Source organism: Streptomyces sp. NPDC091289 (assembly GCF_044757365.1).
In the GTDB taxonomy this organism is placed as follows: Bacteria; Actinomycetota; Actinomycetes; order Streptomycetales; family Streptomycetaceae; genus Streptomyces.
In genome coordinates this window covers 35,185-54,302 of record NZ_JBIVUT010000028.1, presented here as the reverse complement: position 1 = coordinate 54,302, position 19,118 = coordinate 35,185, and the positions used below count along the sequence as shown (strand labels likewise).

Sequence of the window (19,118 nt, the reverse complement as noted above, 5' to 3'; positions counted from 1 at the left end):
TGATGTCCCGCCGCGATGGCGTGGACATCCCCTTTCGCATGATGGGAGTTGGCGCGTTGTCGGTCTGGGAGAAGTCGAGTACCGCGCGGGTGGTGCCGCCCGCGCGGCCGCGGAAGCTGGCCAAGGTGCCGTTCGTCGAACTGGCCGACGGCCGGTTGCAGGGGGTCGTCTCCAGCGGATCGGACATCGGGCGGGTGTACGTGTCGTCCGTGGCGGCCCGGACGTACGCGTTCGCGTGCAGCACCAACAACAATCGGCCCTGCGGCGGTGCGCGCGGCACGTTCTGCAAGCACATCCAGGCGCTCGTCGGCGAGGCGGTCCTGCAGTACGGCGCGGAGCGCGTCGCCCGCTACCTCGCGGTGGACACCCCGGACGGAGAGCCCGACGCACAGACCCTCACCGCCGCCATGACTGCCGCGCGGCCGGAGCGGGGCGATTCCTCGGCGGCCGCACAGGTGTTCAGCCGCTTTCTGCGGCAGCTGGCCTATCTCGAGCTGGAGCCGGTCACCGCGCCGTTGCCCGAGATGCAGTGGTTCCCGCCGACGCGGGCGGTGGCCTGATGCGCGGCGACCTGCTGTCCGACCCGGTCGACGGACTCGACGAGGCACTCGCCGCCGTGGACGCCTTCGACGGGGCGCTGGTGGCCGGTCTGCTGCGGCCGGGGCCCGCCCAGGCGGCCGCGGTCGCCGGGCTCGCCGACGCCGTCGCCGGGACCCCGCTGGCCGCGCGGGTCGCGGAGGCAGCCGACAAAGCGAAGGCCGGAGCCGCCGGGGAGGATCACTTCGTGGCGCTCGCGGCCGCCCGCTGCGCACTGCTGGGCTCCGTGCACGACGCCTTGACGCACCGGATCGACGAGGCCGTCGGCCGGCCCACCGCCGAGCAGGAACAGGAGCAGGCGGAGGCGCAAGCCTCTCCCCCGGCGTCCGCCGTGCCGGAGCAGGGCACGAACCTCCTCGCGGCGGCCCGCAGTTGGCTGTGCGATCTCGCGCGCGGCGGCTGGCGGGGCATCGACCACGAGCTCGTCGCCGGGGCAGCGCCGGTGGTCTCCGCGATGCTGCCCGATCCGGGGCTGCGCCGCCGGGCGACGCTGCTCGACGGGTTCGCCGCCGAGCTCGCCGCGTCCTGTCCGGGGGCGACGCTGGAGCGTGTGCCGGTCCGCCGCTGGGCCGATCTGTGGTCGCGCGCCCTGCTGTTGACCGTGCCCGGCGCCGCCGGGGGGCCCGCGGTCGCCGCGGCGACCGGGCGTCTGCTGCCGCTCGGCGTCGATGTGCAGGAGCACGCGACGGCCGTGCAGGCGCAGGTCCACGCCGTGTTCGAGCCCGCGGACGGCGGGGCGCCGCGTCTGGTGCGCGCCGGGGTCGCGGCGCCCAAGCCCGACACGGTCGTCGGAGCGGGCCTGTGGCAGCTGCTGCGTCCCCGTACGGCTCTGCTCGGGGCGGTGAGCGAGGGCCGCTCGATGGAGCTGGACGCCATGCCGGTGACCGCCGAGGGGGATCTGCTCTGGGACGACGAGCGGGCCCGTTCGGGTGAGCCGGCCGACGCCTTCGCCACGGCGCGCGTGATACTGTCCGCCGCGACGGCCTCCCGTGTCGCGCCGCTGGACCGGCATCCGGTCCGGATCGCCGTTCCGGTGCTGCTGGAGGGTTACACCGCCCGGACCGAGGACGACCGCCTCACGTTCGACGTGGCCGGACAGCCCTTGGCCGTCGACACCGACCGGCTGCCCGCCGCCGGGCCGCTGACGCCCGAGGCGGTCGCGGCCTCCCACGCCTGTGTCGGGCTGCTGCGCTGGGATGCCGGGGAGTTCTTTCTCCAGCCGCTCGCGGTCGAGGCGACCGTGCGGAAGAAGGCCGTCGCCGTGCACGCCGGGGCATGGGCGGGCGGTACGACCGACAAGGCCGGTGTCCGGGCGGAGAAGGCCGCCACCGACGCCGTCGCCGTGCTGCGCGAGCGCGCCGGAAGGCTGTTGCGGAAATGACCGAGGACCTCACCGGGCTCACCCCCGGTCCCGCCGGGCCGCCGGAGCAGGCCGGGCCCGATCCGTACGACAACCGCCGTCAGGTGCTGTACTGGCGGCTCCTGGCCCGCCTCTTCGACGGTGAGGAGCAGCCCGCGCTGGAGTCGGCGAGCCTGGGGGTGGTCGAGGACATCGGTCTGCCGTCCGCGCTGCTGGATCCCGGGACTTCGCTCGACTCGGTCGTGCAGCGTCACCCGGAGCTGGCCGCCGAGTTCGACGGGCTGATGACACCGGAGGACGACGCGACCGGCGACCGTGACCGGGCGGCGGAGGTCCGGCGCGCCGCGCTGGTCTCGAAGGTGCTGCTGAATGTCTACGCGACCGGTTCGAGCACGGTGACCGCCGAGCAGCTGGCGCGCTGGCAGTCCGACGCGGGCTGGCTGGAGCGTGCGCTGGGCGGTCCGCCCGGCGGGCTCCGGGGCGGGCGGGCGGCGGGCGCGGGCCTGGACGCCGGTGGCCTCGGGCCCGAGCTGGCGGCGATCGAAGCGGACCTCGTGGGGCGCATGCGGCTGCGGGAGGTGTTGGCCGACCCGGCGCTGGCCGCGCGGCTGACGCCCAGCATGTCCCTGATCGAGCAGTTGCTGCGGGACAAGGGCAACCTGTCGGGTGTGGCCCTCGCCAACGCCAAGTCGCTCATCCGCCGTTACGTCGACGAGGTGGCCGAGGTCCTGCGTACGCAGGTGGAGAAAGCGACCGCCGGAGAGCTGGACCGTTCGGTGCCGCCCAAGCGCGTCTTCCGCAATCTCGACCTGGACCGCACGATCTGGAAGAACCTCACCAACTGGAGTCCGGAGGAGGAGCGGCTCTACGTCGATCGCCTCTACTACCGGCACACCGTCCGCAGGACGGCGCCGCAGCGGCTGATCGTCGTGGTGGACCAGTCCGGCTCCATGGTCGACTCGATGGTGAACTGCACCATCCTGGCCTCCATCTTCGCCGGGCTGCCGAAGGTCGACGTCCATCTGATCGCCTACGACACCCGCTCGATCGACCTCACACCATGGGTGCGCGACCCGTTCGACGTGCTGCTGCGCACGAATCTCGGCGGCGGGAACGACGGCCCCGTCGCGATGGCGATGGCCCGCCCGAAGATCGCCGAGCCGAAGAACACCGTCATGGTGTGGATCTCGGACTTCTACGAGTTCGACCGTTCCCAGCCACTGTTCGAAGGCATCGAGGCCGTTCACCGCTCGGGGGTGAAGTTCATTCCCGTCGGCTCGGTGACCAGCTCCGGACGGCAGGAGGTCAACCCCTGGTTCCGGGAGCGGTTCAAGGCCCTGGGCACGCCCGTGGTCTCCGGGCACATCGCCAAGCTCGTGCACGAACTCAAGACGTTCCTCACGTGAGCCCCGGGGACCCGGCGTCCCTGGGCTCCCTGGGCTCCCTGAGCCCTTTGACCTCCTTGACATTTTTCCCGCCTGTTCAGAAAGGCCCTCTCATGTCCGATGTGTTGCGTGCCCCCGCCGAGACCAAGTACGCCGAGGAGCTCGACTGGCTGGAGTCGATCGACGACAGCCCCAAGCCGTTCTCCTGGCGGCTCTCCCCGAAGATGGTCCGGCTGTTCGTCCTGGGGTCCGAGCGCGCCGACGGCCTGGACCGGGAGATCTCCCAGAAGTGGTTCGGTGACCGGAGCTTCGTCGAGCGCTCGATCGTCACCCTCGCCTCCGACCGCGGTCTGCTGCTGATAGGAGACCCCGGCACCGGCAAGAGCTGGCTGGCGGAGCTGCTGTCCGCCGCGATCTCCCGCAACTCCACGCTGGTGGTGCAGGGTACGGCCGGCACGACCGAGGACCACATCAAGTACTCCTGGAACGTGTCCATGGTCATCGCCAAGGGCCAGTCGCGTGAGTCGATGATCCCGTCGCCGATCATGACCGCGATGGAGACGGGCGCCATCGGCCGTTTCGAGGAACTGACCCGTTCCACCAGCGACGTCCAGGACGCGCTGATCTCGATTCTCTCGGAGAAGTACATCTCCGTCCCCGAGCTGCAGAGCGACGGTACGGACGGGGGCGACAACATCGTCTTCGCCAAGCCGGGCTTCTCGATCATCGCGACCGCCAACAGCCGTGACCGGGGCGTCAACGACCTGTCGTCCGCGCTGAAGCGCCGGTTCAACTTCGTACGCATCCCGGTCGTGACGAACAAGAAGAGCGAGGCGGAGATCGTCCGCTTCCGCACCGAGGAACTGCTGCGCCGCCACGCGATCGACCTGGACGTACCTCCGACGCTGCTCGACATCCTTCTCCGGAGCTTCGCCGATCTGCGGGCCTCGGCGGCCTCGGCGGGCAGCGACGACGAGAGGCTGGAGTCCGTGCTGTCGACGGCGGAGCAGATCGGTGTGCTGGAGGACGCCGTCCTGCACAGCAACTTCTTCGGCGAGAGCACGCTGACCGCCCGCACGCTCGGCTCCTCGCTCGTCGGCTCCCTCGCCCGGCGGGACCCCGAGGACCTGGCCATCTTCAACAAGTACCTGCACGGTGTCGTCGAGCCGCGCAGCAAGCAGGAGGGCGGCTCGTGGCCGGAGTTCCTGGACGGCGGCCGCGACACGATCGCCACGCTGTCATGAGCGGGTCCCCCACGGACGGCCCCGGGGAGAACGGCTCCGGAGAGAACGGCCCCGGGGAGGCGCCGTTCACCGCGCTGCGCGGGCAGTTGCACGAGGCCGCCACCGCCTTCGCCGGCGGGCCCGACGCGCTGGAGGGCATCCTCCTCGGCATGGTCGACGACGTCGACCGGGCGGTGCGCGAGCCGCTGGAGATCTTCCCGGTCTGCCACCACTCGCCCGCCTCCGCCCTCGCCATGGCCCGCCGGCTGCGCGAGAAGCAGCCCAAGGTCGTGTATCTGGAGCTGTGCGAGGACATGGCGCCGCTCCTCGGCGAGCTGCGCAACTGCCGCCTGCCGGTGGCCGTCCAGGCCTTCGCGAGCGACATCGACGGGTTCCCCGCCGAGTGGGCCCCGCTGTCGGTCGTGGCCCCGGTCACCGAGGCGTCCGCCGAGTATCAGGCCATCGCGTACGCCCTCGACACCCCGGGCGTCGAGCTGGTCCTCGTCGACCGGTCGTCCGACCACGTCTTCCAGTGGGACAGCCGCCACGGCGAGCGGGCCCCCGAGGAGGCGGCCGGTCCGGCGGCCGGGACGGCGGAGCCCGAGGCCGCGCTGCACGGTGAGGCGGTCGGCGTGGAGATCGGCGATCTGCGGCCCCGCTTCGCCGAGCTGGAGGAGCATCTGCTGCGCCACGGCAAGGTGCGGCACTGGTCGGAGTGGTGGCACCAGTACGTCGAGGTCCCGCTCGGCGACAGCGACCACGCCGCCTACCGCCAGGTCATGTTCCTCATCGGCAGCCTGTTCCGCCGGCTCGCCCCGGGCGACGGGGACCGGGTCCGGGTGGACGAGGAGCGCGAGCGATACATGTGGACCCGGATGCGCGAGCACCTGGCGTCGAGCGGGGCCGACCCGGAGGACTGCCTGTATGTGTGCGGCGCCTTCCACGCGGCCAGCCGGGTCGAGGAGTTCGGGGTGGCGGGCAGCGGGTCGTATGTGATCTCCCCGCGATCCGCCACCACCTGGCAGCACGGTCTGATCCCGTCCAGCCATGCGGCGATCGAGGCGCAGTTCGGGTTGGCTTCCGGCTCGGTGTCGATCGCCGCGACGCAGTGGGCGACGAACCTCAAGCGCACCCGGGTGCGGCCCTACCGGCTGGCCGGGCAGGACGGGGCGAAGAAGCCGCGCGCGGCGAAGAGGGCGGCCCCGGTCGTTTCCGCTCCCCCGGAGGAGGCCGCCACGGACCGGCTCTCCGGGTTCCTGCGACGGCCCCCCGTTCTCGACACGCTCGACGAGGCCGAGCTGCTGGGGTGGTCGGTGGACATCGTGCGCGCGGCACGGCGCAGCGGCTATCCGGCCTCCACCGCCGACGCCATCGCGGTGTTCGAGACGTCGATCCTGCTGGCCGGGATGCGGGACCGGGCCAAGCCGACGCCGTACGACTTCCAGGACGCGGCGATCACCTGCATCGAGAAGGACACGGTGCCGGGCCGGCGGGACGTGCGCCGTCTCGTCGAGATCATGATGGGCGGCGACCGGATCGGCCGGGTCGGCTACGACGCGCTGCCGCCGCTGGCCCGCGATGTGCACGACCGGCTCGCACCGCTGGAGTTGAGGCTCCAGCAGCGTGGTGTGCAGCGTGCGCTGCTGGACATGAACTCCCGCCCGGAGCTCGGGGCGTGCTCCGACGTCCTGTGGATGCTGCGCCGGCTGATGCCGCACGGCGCGGCCCGGCCGATCATGGGTGAGCGGAAGCTCGGCGAGCGTTCGATCCAGGAGTCCTGGGACCTGGCGCTGGGCACCCATCAGCGGGCGCTCATCGAGCTCGGTTACGAGGGGGTGAGCATCGAGCAGGTTCTGGAGCAGCGGCTGCGCCGCGATGCGTACGGGCCACGGGCGACGACGGCGGTCGTCCTCGCCGCCGTCGAGGACGCGACGCTGTATCTCCGCGGCCGCCGTCTCGCCGATGAGCTGGGCCACCGGGCCCTGGAGGTCCTGGCCGCCGAGCGCACCGTGGACGGGGCGCCGGAGGTGCTGCGGCGGGTGCGGGGGCTGCTGGCGTACTACCGCACCGGTGAGCCGGTGCTGCCGCCGTGGGTGGAGTCGTTCGTCAAGGCCGGTTACGCGCACTACTGCACCTTGCTGCCGACGGCGTTCACGGACGAGGACGTGACCGTGGGGCAGGTGGCGGCGATGCTGGGCTTCCTGTTCAGCATGGAGGGCCTGGCGCTGTCCCTGGGCTGCGACCGGGCCCAGCTGGAGCTGGCCGTCGCCCAGTCGCGCCCCACGGACCCGGAGCGGACGGCGCTCCTGTGGGCGGCGCAGGTGCAGCTCGGCGCCCTGTCCCGGGCCGAGCTGCGGGAGCGCTGCGGCGAGCTCCTGGCGAACCCGATGGTGGTGCCCGCCTATCCGCGTTATCTGAGCGGCTTCGTGCACGCGTTGGTGCCGGTGCCGGGGTTGGCGGACGTGGTGGTGGAGGCCGTGTCGAACGCGTTCGGGCGGCTGCCGGATCCGGTTCTGCTGCCGTGGCTGCCGACCCTGATCTCGACGCTGCGCGCCGGAGCGGCGGACCTGGCCCCGCTGTTGGTCCGTGAGGCGGGGCGGATCTTCCCGGCCCGGCTCGCCGCGCTGGACACGTGGGTACCGCCGTGGCGTGAGGTGCCGGAGGCGCATGCGCCGGCCACCGGCCGTGCGGAGGCGGCCGGCGGCGGGAGCCGTGGCGCCGCCCTGCTCTTCGCCCACCCGGGGACACTCGACGCGGTCGCGGAGCTGCTCGGCTGCGACGGCGTCTGGGCCACGCCCGACGCGGATGCCGCGGGTCCGGCGGGCGCGGTGCTGTCGGCCCGTCACCCGGACACCGCGATCGCGTGGGAGTCGCTGCTCATGAGGCCATGAATGACGTGAGGGATGTGTGCGGTGCCGGGAGTCCGATCGCCCCGGCACCGCGCCCGGCGGCACGAACCCTGCACCCGTCTGCTTGATATTGCTCGAAACGCTCGCCTAATATGCAGCTTCGAGCATTGACCGTCGAGAACGGGAACAGGGAGCGCAGATGACGCACGTGGCTCAGGAGCTGGCCAGCCAGCCCGACTGCTGGCAGGTGGCCGCCGGCATGGCGGACGGGCTCGCCCACCGGCTTCCGGCGGCCGGCGAGCGCATCGCCGTGGTCGGCTGCGGTACGTCGTACTTCATGGCCCAGGCCTACGCGGCTCTTCGGGAGGGCAGTGGCCAGGGCGAGACCGATGCCTTCGCCGCGTCGGAGTTCCCGGCAGGCCGCCCGTACGACCGGGTCCTGGCGCTGAGTCGCTCCGGCACCACGACGGAGGTGCTCGGACTCCTCGGGCAGATCGGTGACACGACGCGCCGCACGGTGGTCATCGGTGACCCCGACACCCCGATGGCGGCGATGGCCGACGACACGATCGTGCTGGAGTTCGCCGACGAGAAGTCCGTCGTGCAGACCCGCTTCGCGACCTCGGCGCTGACCCTGCTCCGCGCCCATCTGGGCCTGCACACCGACGCGGTCGTCGAGGACGCCCAGGTGGCGCTCGCCGAGCCGCTGCCCTCCGGTCTTGTGGAGTGCAGCCAGTTCACCTTCCTCGGCCAGGGGTGGAGCGTCGGGCTCGCCAACGAGGCGGCGCTGAAGATGCGCGAGGCCGCGCTCGCCTGGACCGAGGCGTACCCGGCGATGGAGTACCGGCACGGCCCGATCAGCATCTCCACCCGCTCCACCGCGACCTGGATGCTCGGCGAGGCCCCCTCCGGGCTGATGGACGAGGTGCACGCGACCGGCGCCCGCTGGGTGGCCGGCGGACTCGACCCGCTGGCGGAGCTGGTCCGGGTGCAGCGTCTGGCCCTGGCCATCGCGAACGCCCGCGGTCTCGACCCGGACCGGCCGCGCCACCTCACCCGCTCGGTCATCCTCAGCACCACGGCCTGACAGCCCGGCCACTCCACCCTCCCTTGCCTCTCTCCCGTCTCCCGCCGACGGTCCCTCATCCCGGAGTCGCCATGCCCATCGCCGCCACCGGCGATCTGATCGCCGAGGCCGCCGCGCGGCAGCGCGCGGTCGCCGCGTTCAACGTCATCACCCTCGAACACGCGGAAGCCATCGCCGAGGGCGCGGAGGCCGCGGGGTCGCCGGTGATCCTGCAGATCAGCGAGAACGCCGTCGCCTACCACCGGGGCCGGCCCCGTCCGCTCGCGCGCGCGGCGGCGGAGGTGGCGGACCAGGCCGCCGTGCCCGTGTCCCTGCACCTCGACCATGTGCAGTCGACCGAACTGCTGCACCGGGCGGCGGACTGCGGTTTCAGTTCGGCGATGTTCGACGCCGCCAAGCTGCCGTACGCGGAGAACCTGGCGGCCACCCGCGCCGCCGTCGTATGGGCGCACGAGCGGGGCCTGTGGCTGGAGGCCGAGCTCGGGCAGGTCGGCGGGAAGAACGGGGAGCCGGCGCTCGACGCCCATGCGCCCGGGGCCCGTACGGATCCCGACGAGGCCCGGTCGTTCGTGGCGGCCACCGGGGTCGACGCGCTGGCGGTGGCGGTCGGCACCTCGCACGCCATGACTTCGCGGGACGCCGTCATCGACCACGGTCTGCTGGGCAGGCTGCGGGAGGCCGTGCCGGTCCCGCTGGTGCTGCACGGTTCGTCCGGCGCCTCCGACGAGGAGCTGGCGCGCGCCGTGGCGGGCGGGATCCGCAAGGTCAACATCGGTACCGCGCTCAACATCGCGATGACCGGAGCGATACGGGAGCGGCTGGCCCAGGACGACCGGGGCGTGGACCCGCGCCGCTATCTGGCGGACGGGCGGGACGCGATGGCCCGCACGGTGGCCCGGATGATCTCGCTGCTGCCTTCGGGGAGGGCGCACGCCGCGTGACGAGCAGGAAGGTGAGATCCGCCCGGACCTGACGTCCGGGGGGGGCGGAGGTGATGGGCTCCGACGAGGGCACGGCCGGCACCCGGCGCGGCAAGGCCGACACCAGCGCCGCGGGCAGTCCGTCGCGAGCGAAGCGACTTCCGGCCCGGCAGCTTCCGGACGGGCGGTCTCCGGCCACAGTCGTACGAGAAGGGCGGCCGAGTCGGCGCAGGCGCGGCCGAGGGCTCCGGCGCCCTCCCCTCCTCGTCGGTGGGGGTATGGCCGAGGGCCGCCGCCACGGTGCGTGCCGCCTCCGGTCAGAGGGGTTCGGTGTCGACGAGGGCGCCGTCCCTGTCGAGGAGGACCGCGCGCGGCACGGTGGGTATCCGGCTGCCGTCGAGCGTCCAGTGCGAGTCGGGCGTACGGTCCAGGGCCGCGTACACCTGGGCGGCGACGTCCTCGTGCCGGACCGGGCGGGCGGGGCGGGCCCCGGCCGTGATGTCCGGGCCCGCGCAGGCCAGCCACGCGGTGCGTTCGGCCGGGCTGTCACCGCCGTGACCGCCTTCGTCGCGGTGTCCGTGGTCGGTGACGACGAGGACGGTCCAGGCCTCGGCCTCGTACGAGGGGCGTGAGCGCACGGCCGTCAGGAGCTCGCCCAGGCGGCGGTCGGCCGCCCGGATCGACGCCTCGTACGCGTCGCCGCAGCCGAGGTGGTGGGCCGTCTCGTCGGGGGCGCCGAGGTAGACGAAGGACGCCTCGGGGTCCTCGTGGGTGAGGACGCCCACCGCGTCGCGCACGGTCGAGGCGTCGGCCTCCTCCCAGGCGGCGGGGGTGTCGGCGGCCGGTGCGTGGTGGGTGAGCCGCGTGGGCCTGCGGAGCATCGGGCCGCCGTCGGCGACGGTGACCAGGGGTTCCCACGCGGCGGCCGCATAGGTGCGGCGGCCGTCCTGGCGGGCCAGGCGGGTCGTGAAGTCCGGGAAGACGCCCAGCCGGTGGCCGCTGAAGTCGTTGCTCCACACGGCGTGCTTGGTGACGCTCACACCCGTGAGGATCGTCGCCCAGCACGGCCCGGACATGGTCGGCGTGCCCTCCCCCACGGCCACCGGGGCCAGGAAGCCCGCGTCGGCCACCGTGTCGAGGTGCGGGGTGGGCACGCGGTTCAGGGTGTCGAGGCGCACTCCGTCGATGCCGACGACGAGCACCCGGCGGGCACGGGACATGGCGGGTCTCCCGGGAGGGGTACGAGGGGTGTACGGGTACGGGGTCAGGCCTGCTGGTGCAGGGTGCGGGGGTCCACGGCGTGGGCGAACGGCAGGCCGTGCGCGTAGCGTTCGAGCTCGTCGACGGCGGCGTCCGCGAGCCGGTGGAGTTCGCCGCCCTGGGACCCGGCGATGTGCGGGGTGAGCAGCACGTTCGGCAGGTCGTAGAGGGGCGAGTCGGCGGGCAGGACTTCCGGTTCGGTGTGGTCGAGCACGGCGTGCAGCCGTCCGGAGACCAGTTCCTTGACCAGCGCTGCGGTGTCCACCAGGGAGCCGCGCGCGGTGTTGACGAGGGTCGCCCCGTCCCGCATCAGGGCGAGGCGTCCGGCGTCGAACAGGTGCCGGGTCGCGGGGAGTTCGGGGGCGTGGATGCTCACGACGTCGCTCTCGGCCGCCAGGGCGTCGAGTTCGACCCGTTCCACGCCCAGGGTCCGGGCGCCGGCTTCGTCCAGGTACGGGTCGTGGACCAGGACGCGCAGATCGTAGGGGCGCAGCAGTTCGACGACGCGGCGTCCGATGCGGGAGGCGCCGACGATGCCCACGGTGCGGCGGTAGTTGCCGACGGCGGGGAACCGTTCGAGGAGGTTCACCCGGGTGCGTGCCGCGCGGTAGACGCGGGCGCTCTCCAGGATGTTCTTGTTGGCGAAGAGGATCGCCGCGACCGTGTATTCGGCGACCGGGAAGGCGTTGGCCGTCGCGGCGGTGCTGACGGTGATGCCGCGGTCCCAGACGTCCTGGGTGATGTGGTGCTTGACGGAGCCGGCGGCGTGGATGACGGCGCGCAGCCGGGGCATGGCGCTCAGGGCGGCCGGGCCGAGCGGCGGGCAGCCCCAGCCGGTGAACAGGACCTCGGCCTCGTGGAGCCCGGTGCGCTGGGCGGGGTCGTCGGCGTCGAAGTCGGTGACGAGGAGGCCGGGGACCAGGTCGGCGACGCGGGCGAGCCGGTCCAGGGCCTCGGGGGCCAGGATCGCCGCACGGGTCTCGCCGCTCATCGCCAGGACGGTGCGGGGTCGGGTCCGCTGGGGCGTGGCGGGGTGGCTCACTTGACGGCTCCTGCGGTGAGGCCCGAGCGCCAGAAGCGCTGGAGGCAGAGGAAGGCGACGATCAGGGGGACGACGGCGACGAGCGAGCCGATGATGACCAGCGGGTAGAGCTCCGGCTGCTGGTTGACGTTCTGGTTCCACATGTAGAGGCCCAGGTTGACCGGGTAGAGCTGGTCGTCGTTGAGCATCATGAGCGCGCCGTAGAAGTTGTTCCAGCTCGCGGTGAAGGAGAACAGGAAGATGGTCACGAAGCCGGGCGCGAGCATCGGCAGGGCGACCTTCGTGAAGGTCCGCACCTCGCCCGCCCCGTCCATCCGGGCCGCTTCCAGGACCTCGCCCGGCACGTACCCCTCGGAGAAGACGCGGGCGAGGTAGACGCCGAACGGGTTCACGAGGCTGGGGACGAGGACGGCCCAGTAGGTGTTGACGAGGCCCAGTTCGGAGGCCATCAGATAGAGCGGGAGCTGGACGACCGTGGAGGGGATGAGGACGCCGACGAGGACGACCCCGAACCACTTCTCCCGGCCGCGGAAGGCGTATTTGTCGAAGGCGTAGCCGCAGGCCACCGAGATGAGGGTGGAGAGCCCGGAGGCGACGACGGTGTACAGGAGGCTGTTGAGCAGCCAGCGGACGAACACCCCGTCGTTGTATTCGAGGAGGGCGGTCAGATTGGCCAGGAACCGGAAGTCGCCGAGGCTGAACGGGTTGGTGGCGAACAGGTCCCGGTAGCTCTTGGTGGAGGCGATGAGGAGCCAGGTCAGCGGCATCAGGGTGTAGACGGCGACGACGGCGAGCACGCCGTTCACCATGACGCGCGAGGTGAGGCTTCCGGTGCGGCCCCGGCATGCGGGCGGCCGTGGTGTGGTGCGGCGGTCGGCCCGGTCGGGTCGTGTGGTGGCGGCCGGTGCTTCGCGGTTGGCTGTCTGGATGCTCATGAGGCCTTCCACCGGTTGCCGAGCTTGGTGACGACGAAGGACAGCAGGCCGGCGAAGAGGGCGAGCAGGAGGGAACTCGCGGCGGCCAGGCCGTAGTCGTGGCCCTTGAAGGCCGCGGTGTAGATGAACATGGTCGGCGACCAGTCCTCGCCCATGGTGTTGGCGCGGAGCTGTACGAGCTTGGGGGCGTCGAAGAGCTGGATGGCGCCGACGCAGGTGAAGAGCAGGGTCAGGACGACGGTCGGCCGGATCATGGGGATCTTGACCTGGAGGGCGGTGCGCAGGGCTCCGGCTCCGTCGACGGTCGCGGCTTCCAGGACCTCGCGGGGCACGGCCTGGAGTCCGGCGTAGAAGATGATCATGTTGTAGCCGGTCCACTGCCAGGCGGAGATGTTGACGACCGAGAAGATCGCCTCGTCCTGGCCGAAGAAGTTCCAGTTCGCGCCGAGGGCGTCGAGGGCTTCGGTGACCGGGCTGAGGCCGGGTGTGTAGAGGTAGAGCCAGATCAGCGAGGCGATCAGGCCGGGCACCGCGTGCGGCAGGAAGTAGGCGATCTGGAAGAAGCGCCGGGCCCGGGCCATGGTCGAGTCGACGAGCAGGGCCAGGATGAGCGCGCCGCCGACCATCGCGGGGATGTAGAGCGCGCAGTAGAGGGCGATGTTGCCGAACGAGCGGAGGAACGCCTCGTTGCCGAGGGCTTCGGTGAAGTTGCCGAACCCGGCGAAGACGCGCTCGGTTCCGCCGAAGCCCAGGCCGGAGGACTCCTCGCGGTAGAGGCTCATCCAGGCCGCGTAGATCATCGGCAGGACGGTCACGGCGGTGAAGAGCGCGAAGAACGGCACCGTGAACAGGGCGAGGGCCCGGCGCTGTCCGCGTCGTGTGCCGGGGCCGCCCGGGGGTGCCGGGGTCGTGCCCGGCCGGGCGAGTGGGGCTGCCACCTGGTGCTCCTTCGGCGGGATGGGCTGGACGGGATGAGGAGACGGGCCGCCCGGAACGGTGTGCTCCAGGCGGCCGTACGGCTACTTGTCGAGCTTCAGACCGCGGTCGGTGACCGCGCTCTCGCCCTTCGCCTGGCCGGAGTTCAGCATCTTCGTGTGGTCGCCGCCCGCGGCCATCTGCGCCGAGGTCACCTGCTGCTGCACCGGGCCCCAGGTCCAGCCGGGCACGATGGTGTCGGCGGCCTCACCGGCCACGGCGTAGACGTCCTGGTCGCCGAAGTAGGAGTTGTCGAACTGCTTGGCCGCCACGGCGCGCATGCCCTCGTTGGCGGGCAGGGCGCTGCTGGGGGTCTTGAGTGAGCTGAGGCGGGCGGTCATGGCCTCGGGGTCGGTGGTGACCCACTTGATGAACTCGGCGGCGGCCTCGGTGTGTTCGCTGCCCTTGGGCACGATGTAGGAGGTTCCGCCGTACATGCCGGTGCTCGGCTTGCCGTCCCAGGTGGGCAGGGGCGCTATGCCCCACTTGCCCTTGGCGTCGGGGTAGCTGACGGGGAAGTTTCCGGCGCTCCAGGCGGCGCCGATGATGGTGGCCACCTTGCCGGTGGCGCGTTCCTTGTTCTCGCCCTCGCCCCAGAGCGGGGTCCTGGAGGCGAGACCGTCCGCGAGGAGGCCGTCCCAGTAGGCGGCGACCTTGCGGGAGGCCGGGTCGTCGATGTTCACCTTCCAGGCGTCGCCGCTGGTGCCGTACCACCGGGCGCCGGCCTGCCAGGCGAGACCGGAGAGCAGGGCGGGGTCGCCGCCGCCGAAGTTGGTGATGGTGACGCCGGGGTCGCCCTTGTGGATCTTCTCGGCGGCCGTACGGTACGCGGCCCAGGTCGTCGGCACCTCGACGCCGTACTTCTTGAACAGGTCCTTGCGGTAGAAGAGCTGGATCGGGGTGACGTCGAACGGCACCGCCCAGGTGGAGCCGCCGAGGTTGACCAGGGACTGGACGGCTTCGGGGAACTCCTTCTTCACCAGCTCGCCGGAGCTGGGGGTGAGGTCCTCCAGGTTGCCCTCGCTGGCGTACTCGGGCAGGGCGGAGTAGTCCATGGTGGCCACGTCGGGGGCGTTGCCGCCCTTGACCGCGTTGGAGAGCTTGGTGACGCCCTCGGGGCCCGCGGGGACCATCGAGAACTTCACCTTGATGTCGGTGTGCGCCTTGTTGAACGCGTCGGCCGTTTCCTTGGCGCCCGCGGTGGCCGACCAGAAGGTGAGGGTGACGGGCTTGCCGTCCCCGGGGCCCGAGGCGTCCGATCCCGATCCGCCGCAGGCGGTGACGAGCAGGGCGAGTGAAGCGGCGGACGCCGCCAGGGCGAGGCGGGACGTGCGGGCGATACAGGGCATGGGCCGGCTCCTACGGGACCTCGAACTGCGGGAGATGAGGTGAACGGCACACATCATTTTGCGCAGAACCGATCGCCGTCAAGAGCAAACGACCAAATCAATCGAATCGATCACGAGTGACTCGCCCGGGCGTCCGTGCGGCCCGTCGAAGCCCGGGAACGCGAAAAGCCGCGCCCTGGGGGCCTGTTGGCCCGGGGCACGGCTCGCGGCGTCGCTCTTCCTGAGCCAGTGGCTCGTCCTGGGTCAGGAGGCGGCAGCGGCCGCCCCGCAGGAGACGCGGATCCGCAGCGTGGGCAGGATGTCCAGGTGCCGGCGGGCGACGGAACCCCCGCCCGCCGCACCTGCGCCTGCGCCCGCGCCAGGACCCGCATCCGTCGCGCCGGGTTCGGCCACGCCGAGACGGGACAGCAGGAGCCGGGCGGCGGCGGCCCCCACGGCGTGTTTGTCCGGGGCCACGGCGGTGAGCGGCAGATCGGCGAGCGAGGCGACCTCGTCGTCGTACGCGATCACCGCGAGGTCCTCGGGCACCCGTACTCCTCTGGCCTGGAGCCGGGGGATGAGGACGATCGCGTCCGCGTCGCTGTGCACGATCGCGGCGGTCACGTCACCGCTCGCCACGCCCTCGCAGAGATACTCCAGCGTCCGCTCGAAACGATCGGCCTCCGACCGCGACGGGGCGTCGTCCAGCGGCGAGGCCGACACCGGGGTCAGCCCCAGCGCCTCCACGGCGGCCCGGTAGCCGACCCGGAGCCGGGGAGCGGTCGGGCTGTCCTGCACGGCGAGCGCGATCGCCCGGTGCCCGAGCCCGGCCAGGTGCGCCACCGCTTCGGCGGCGCCGTGCGCATGGTCCGAGCGCACCCGGTCCAGGCGCGCCGCCGGATGGCCGAGGGGCGCCGAGCGTTCCACCAGGACGACCGGGGTCTCCTGCTCGACCGTCCACAGCCCTTCGCCCTGCTCCGGGCAGCCGCGCTCCCAGCTCGGCGTGAGCAGGAGCCCGTCGGCGCCGGTGGACAGCAGCCGGCGGGTCTGGGCGGCGTCCTCGTCGGGGAGGTAGCGGGAGAGCCCGATCGTCAGCCGGGCGCCCGCCGCCTCGACCGTCCGCCGGGCGCCGCGCACGACATCCGCGTAGTAGTACTCGGTGGTCGGCACCACCATGCCCACCACCAGCCCTTCGGCGGGGGGCGCGGCGGCGGGTGCGGGCCGGGACTGCCCGGCGGGCCACACCACCGCGCCGTGCAGCCGATCCACCAGCCCCTGGGCGGCCAGGGCCTCGACGTCCCGGCGCAGGGTGACGGCGGACATGCCGAGCTCCTCGGCCAGTTCGGCGACGCGCAGGCTGCCGCGCTCGCGGACGAGTTCGAGCACCCGCTCGTGGCGCTGATCGACGTGCAGTCGCATGGATCCCCCTGGGCTCGGAGACAGCTGGGCCGGGCCTGGCTGGCCTGCCCCAACCATATCGATCACATGCGCTCGAAACGATCCGAGCAGGTTTTTGCCCCGGTGCGACGGGCGCGCGCCGGTTCGCACCCGGCAGCGTCATACACGCCCCAAGAAACGATCGATACGATCAATTCGGCCAAAGTCATTGAGCGAGTCGTCCGGCGGCTGCTAGAAAGTGCCCGCCCGCTCAGAACAGTCGGATCCCGGGTTCAGTTCAGCGCCCCACGCGCGCCGGGTTCCCGCCGGAGACACCTCACCGACCCGGAGCTCTCCCATGACTTCTGCCTGGTCCCGCCGTACCTTCCTGGCCACCTCCGCGGCGCTCACCGCCGCGGGTGGCGGCGCACTGACGCTCGCCGCGCCCGGCGCGGCCACGGCAGTCGCCGCCGCCGAGGACGATCCGTACGCCGCGCTCCGCGCCACCTGGAGTGCGCTGATCCTCGGCGAGGGGTTCAGCCCGACCGCCGAACCCTTCAGGAGCCGGCTGGCCGACCTCGGCGCGAAGGCCTCGCAGTGGCTGGATTCCATGGCCCCGGCACAGGGCTCGCTCTGGCCCGACGCCGTGTTCGCGGATCCGGACCCGGACACGGACCCTGAGTCGTACGTTCTCTCGGGGCTGATGGCCGACAGTTTCACCCGGCTGAACACCATGGCCCAGGCCTACCGCCAGCAGGGCACCGGCCTGACCGGGAACACCGGACTGCGCGATGCGGTGCTCACCGGCCTGGAACATCTCAACACCCAGGTCTACAACGACGGGCAGACCCGATACGGCAACTGGTACAGCTGGCAGATCGGCGCGCCACAGGCCCTGCTGGACGTGTGCGTGCTGATGTACGACGCCCTCACCCCGGAGCAGCTGACGCGCTACTGCGCCGCCGTCGACCATTTCGTACCGGACTCCGCCGTTGCCTCGTACACCGGGACCAGCACCGGGGCGAACCGGGTCGACCTGTGCCGGGTGCTGGCGCTGCGCGGGGTCGTCGGAGCGAACGCGGCGAAGATCGCGCTGGCCCGGGACGCCCTCTCCCCCGTCTTCCCGCTGGTGGACAAGGGTGATGGGCTGTACGCCGACGGCTCGTTCATCCAGCACACCACCGTGCCGTACACCGGCAGCTACGGATCGGTGATGCTCGGCGGGCTCGGGCTGCTGTTCGCGCTGCTGAAGGGGACCACATGGGAGGTCGCCGACCCGAAGCGGCAGGTGGTGTTCGACGCGGTGGAGAACGCCTGGGCCCCGTTCCTCTTCAACGGCCTCGTGATGGATTCCGTCGCGGGGCGCGCCATCAGCCGGGGCGAGGTCGACGACCACCGGCGCGGGCACCCGATCCTCGCCTCCATCGTGCTGCTCGGGCGCGGCGCGTCGGACGCCGAGAACGCGCGGTGGCGGGCGCTCGTCAAGGGCTGGGCGCAGCGCGACTACTACAGCCCGCCGCTGAGCAATCCCTCGCTCGGCCTCACCGCGCTGGCCCGGATCAAGAGCGTCCTGGACGACACCTCGCTCACCCCGGTCCCCGAGCCGGACGGCCATCGGCTGTTCCCCGACATGGCGCGGGCCACGCACCGCCGCCCGGGCTGGGCGGCGTCGCTGAGCATGGCCGACCGGCGGATCACCTATTACGAGGTCGGCAACGGCGAGAATCTGCGCGGCTGGCACACCGGTTCGGGGATGCTCTCCTGGTGGGGCGACACCTTCGCCAACGGCCAGTACAGCGACGCCTTCTGGCCCACCGTCGATCCGTACCGGCTGCCCGGCACCACGGCCTCGCGCAAGGTGCTCGCCGACGGGGCGGGCGGCGACTGGGGTGTTTCGCTCCCCGATGTGAACTGGGTCGGCGGGGTCACCGACAAGAAGCGCGCCACGGTGGGGCAGTACCTCAAGGGGCTGTCCAGCACGCTGATGGCGAAGAAGTCGTGGTTCTTCCTCGACGACACCGTCGTGTGCCTGGGCGCGGGCATCCACGGCCGCGACGGCGCCGCTGTGGAGACCACCGTCGACAACCGCAACCTCGGGCCGACGGGCAACGCCCCGTTCACCGTCGACGGCTCGGCCAAACCCCTGACGCTGCCGTGGTCGGCGACGCTCACCGACGCGTCCTGGGCGCATCTCGCCGGGCACGGCGGTTACGTCTTCCCCGGCGGGGCGACCGTGAAGGCGCTGCGGGAGAACCGGACGGGGAGCTGGCGCGACATCAACACCGCGGGCTCCACGGATCCGGTCTCCCGGAAGTACCTCACGCTCTGGTTCGACCACGGCCAGGACCCGTCGGACGCCACGTACGCGTACCAGCTCCTGCCGGGCGCGTCCGAACAGCGCACGGCGGCGCGGGCGGCGGACAACGGCTGGCTGCGGGTGCTCGCCAACACGGATGATCAGCAGGGGGTGGCGGTGGACTCGCTCGGGCTGACCGCCGTCAACTTCTGGTTCGGCGGGAGCGTCGGGCCGCTGGTGGCCGATGCACCGTGCTCCGTGATGGTCACCGAGCACGCCGACGGGACGGCGACGGTGTGCGTGAGCGACCCGATGCGGATGCGGACGAGCCTGACCCTCACCTGGAACCGGGCCGTCGCCTCGGTCGTGTCGAAGCCGGCGACGGTGACGTCGGCGACCGCGGGGGCGTCGTTGCGCCTCGTCTTCGGCGATCTGTCCGGGACGCGCGGGGCGACGCAGACGATCAAGGTGCGGCTGTCCTGAA

The 19,118-nt window shown here is 72.1% G+C and carries 14 protein-coding genes; 8 read left to right on the top strand and 6 right to left on the bottom strand.

Translation table 11 applies throughout. From position 1 onward, the window contains the following. Positions 1-41 precede the first annotated feature (41 nt). The 7 genes from ACIQPT_RS31455 (at position 42) to ACIQPT_RS31425 (ending at position 9,442) form a co-directional block, all read left to right on the top strand. Positions 42-560 carry a hypothetical protein gene (locus tag ACIQPT_RS31455; protein ID WP_401160925.1) on the top strand — a complete coding sequence of 173 codons (519 nt, stop codon included), beginning with the start codon at positions 42-44 and terminating at the stop codon, positions 558-560. Next, positions 530-1,978 carry a hypothetical protein gene (locus ACIQPT_RS31450; RefSeq protein ID WP_401160813.1) on the top strand — a complete coding sequence of 483 codons (1,449 nt, stop codon included), beginning with the start codon at positions 530-532 and terminating at the stop codon, positions 1,976-1,978. The genes ACIQPT_RS31455 and ACIQPT_RS31450 overlap by 31 nt, the downstream gene beginning before the upstream one ends. Further along, positions 1,975-3,363, top strand: coding sequence for a VWA domain-containing protein (locus ACIQPT_RS31445; protein ID WP_401160812.1), 1,389 nt, complete (start codon positions 1,975-1,977; stop codon positions 3,361-3,363). Before ACIQPT_RS31450 ends, ACIQPT_RS31445 begins: the two co-directional genes overlap by 4 nt. A 92-nt stretch (positions 3,364-3,455) precedes the next feature. Continuing rightward, positions 3,456-4,586 carry an AAA family ATPase gene (locus ACIQPT_RS31440; protein WP_401160810.1) on the top strand — a complete coding sequence of 377 codons (1,131 nt, stop codon included), beginning with the start codon at positions 3,456-3,458 and terminating at the stop codon, positions 4,584-4,586. Further along, the gene (locus ACIQPT_RS31435) at positions 4,583-7,456 is read left to right on the top strand and encodes a hypothetical protein (RefSeq protein WP_401160808.1); all 2,874 of its coding nucleotides are present in this window, start codon (positions 4,583-4,585) and stop codon (positions 7,454-7,456) included. Before ACIQPT_RS31440 ends, ACIQPT_RS31435 begins: the two co-directional genes overlap by 4 nt. Positions 7,457-7,613: 157 nt before the next feature. After that, positions 7,614-8,501 (top strand): SIS domain-containing protein, encoded by an 888-nt coding sequence (locus tag ACIQPT_RS31430; RefSeq protein ID WP_401160807.1) that lies wholly within the window; start codon positions 7,614-7,616, stop codon positions 8,499-8,501. A gap of 71 nt (positions 8,502-8,572) precedes the next feature. After that, positions 8,573-9,442, top strand: a complete 870-nt coding sequence (locus tag ACIQPT_RS31425) for a ketose-bisphosphate aldolase (RefSeq protein WP_401160805.1) — start codon at positions 8,573-8,575, stop codon at positions 9,440-9,442. Positions 9,443-9,738: 296 nt separating this feature from the next. On the opposite strand, the gene ACIQPT_RS31420 is transcribed toward ACIQPT_RS31425, so the two are convergent. From ACIQPT_RS31420 to ACIQPT_RS31395, 6 genes are all read right to left on the bottom strand, one after another. Beyond that, positions 9,739-10,641, bottom strand: coding sequence for an alkaline phosphatase family protein (locus tag ACIQPT_RS31420; RefSeq protein WP_401160803.1), 903 nt, complete (start codon positions 10,639-10,641; stop codon positions 9,739-9,741). A 44-nt stretch (positions 10,642-10,685) separates the two neighbouring features. Next, entirely contained in the window at positions 10,686-11,723 is a 1,038-nt protein-coding gene (locus ACIQPT_RS31415; protein ID WP_401160801.1) for a hydroxyacid dehydrogenase, read from the bottom strand. Further along, positions 11,720-12,658: a carbohydrate ABC transporter permease gene (locus ACIQPT_RS31410; RefSeq protein WP_401160799.1), complete on the bottom strand. Its 939-nt coding sequence runs from the start codon at positions 12,656-12,658 to the stop codon at positions 11,720-11,722. Before ACIQPT_RS31410 ends, ACIQPT_RS31415 begins: the two co-directional genes overlap by 4 nt. Further along, positions 12,655-13,596, bottom strand: coding sequence for a carbohydrate ABC transporter permease (locus tag ACIQPT_RS31405; protein WP_401160797.1), 942 nt, complete (start codon positions 13,594-13,596; stop codon positions 12,655-12,657). Before ACIQPT_RS31405 ends, ACIQPT_RS31410 begins: the two co-directional genes overlap by 4 nt. Positions 13,597-13,677: 81 nt before the next feature. Further along, positions 13,678-14,982 (bottom strand): ABC transporter substrate-binding protein, encoded by a 1,305-nt coding sequence (locus ACIQPT_RS31400; protein WP_401160795.1) that lies wholly within the window; start codon positions 14,980-14,982, stop codon positions 13,678-13,680. 243 nt (positions 14,983-15,225) lie between these two features. Then, positions 15,226-16,380: a substrate-binding domain-containing protein gene (locus ACIQPT_RS31395; RefSeq protein WP_401160793.1), complete on the bottom strand. Its 1,155-nt coding sequence runs from the start codon at positions 16,378-16,380 to the stop codon at positions 15,226-15,228. Positions 16,381-16,696: 316 nt separating this feature from the next. Here ACIQPT_RS31395 and ACIQPT_RS31390 point away from each other — a divergent pair, with 316 nt between their 5' ends. After that, positions 16,697-19,117, top strand: coding sequence for a polysaccharide lyase 8 family protein (locus tag ACIQPT_RS31390; RefSeq protein WP_401160792.1), 2,421 nt, complete (start codon positions 16,697-16,699; stop codon positions 19,115-19,117). The last annotated feature ends 1 nt before the right edge of the window (position 19,118 follow it).

Excerpts from the sequence above, each read along its gene's own strand:
- ACIQPT_RS31455 (WP_401160925.1), top strand. The coding sequence starts at position 42 with ATGGGAGTTGGCGCGTTGTCGGTCTGGGAGAAGTCGAGTACCGCGCGG.
- ACIQPT_RS31445 (WP_401160812.1), top strand. The coding sequence starts at position 1,975 with ATGACCGAGGACCTCACCGGGCTCACCCCCGGTCCCGCCGGGCCGCCG.
- ACIQPT_RS31440 (WP_401160810.1), top strand. The coding sequence starts at position 3,456 with ATGTCCGATGTGTTGCGTGCCCCCGCCGAGACCAAGTACGCCGAGGAG.
- ACIQPT_RS31435 (WP_401160808.1), top strand. The coding sequence starts at position 4,583 with ATGAGCGGGTCCCCCACGGACGGCCCCGGGGAGAACGGCTCCGGAGAG.
- ACIQPT_RS31430 (WP_401160807.1), top strand. The coding sequence starts at position 7,614 with ATGACGCACGTGGCTCAGGAGCTGGCCAGCCAGCCCGACTGCTGGCAG.
- ACIQPT_RS31425 (WP_401160805.1), top strand. The coding sequence starts at position 8,573 with ATGCCCATCGCCGCCACCGGCGATCTGATCGCCGAGGCCGCCGCGCGG.
- ACIQPT_RS31420 (WP_401160803.1), bottom strand. The coding sequence starts at position 10,641 with ATGTCCCGTGCCCGCCGGGTGCTCGTCGTCGGCATCGACGGAGTGCGC.
- ACIQPT_RS31410 (WP_401160799.1), bottom strand. The coding sequence starts at position 12,658 with ATGAGCATCCAGACAGCCAACCGCGAAGCACCGGCCGCCACCACACGA.
- ACIQPT_RS31400 (WP_401160795.1), bottom strand. The coding sequence starts at position 14,982 with ATGCCCTGTATCGCCCGCACGTCCCGCCTCGCCCTGGCGGCGTCCGCC.
- ACIQPT_RS31395 (WP_401160793.1), bottom strand. The coding sequence starts at position 16,380 with ATGCGACTGCACGTCGATCAGCGCCACGAGCGGGTGCTCGAACTCGTC.
- ACIQPT_RS31390 (WP_401160792.1), top strand. The coding sequence starts at position 16,697 with ATGACTTCTGCCTGGTCCCGCCGTACCTTCCTGGCCACCTCCGCGGCG.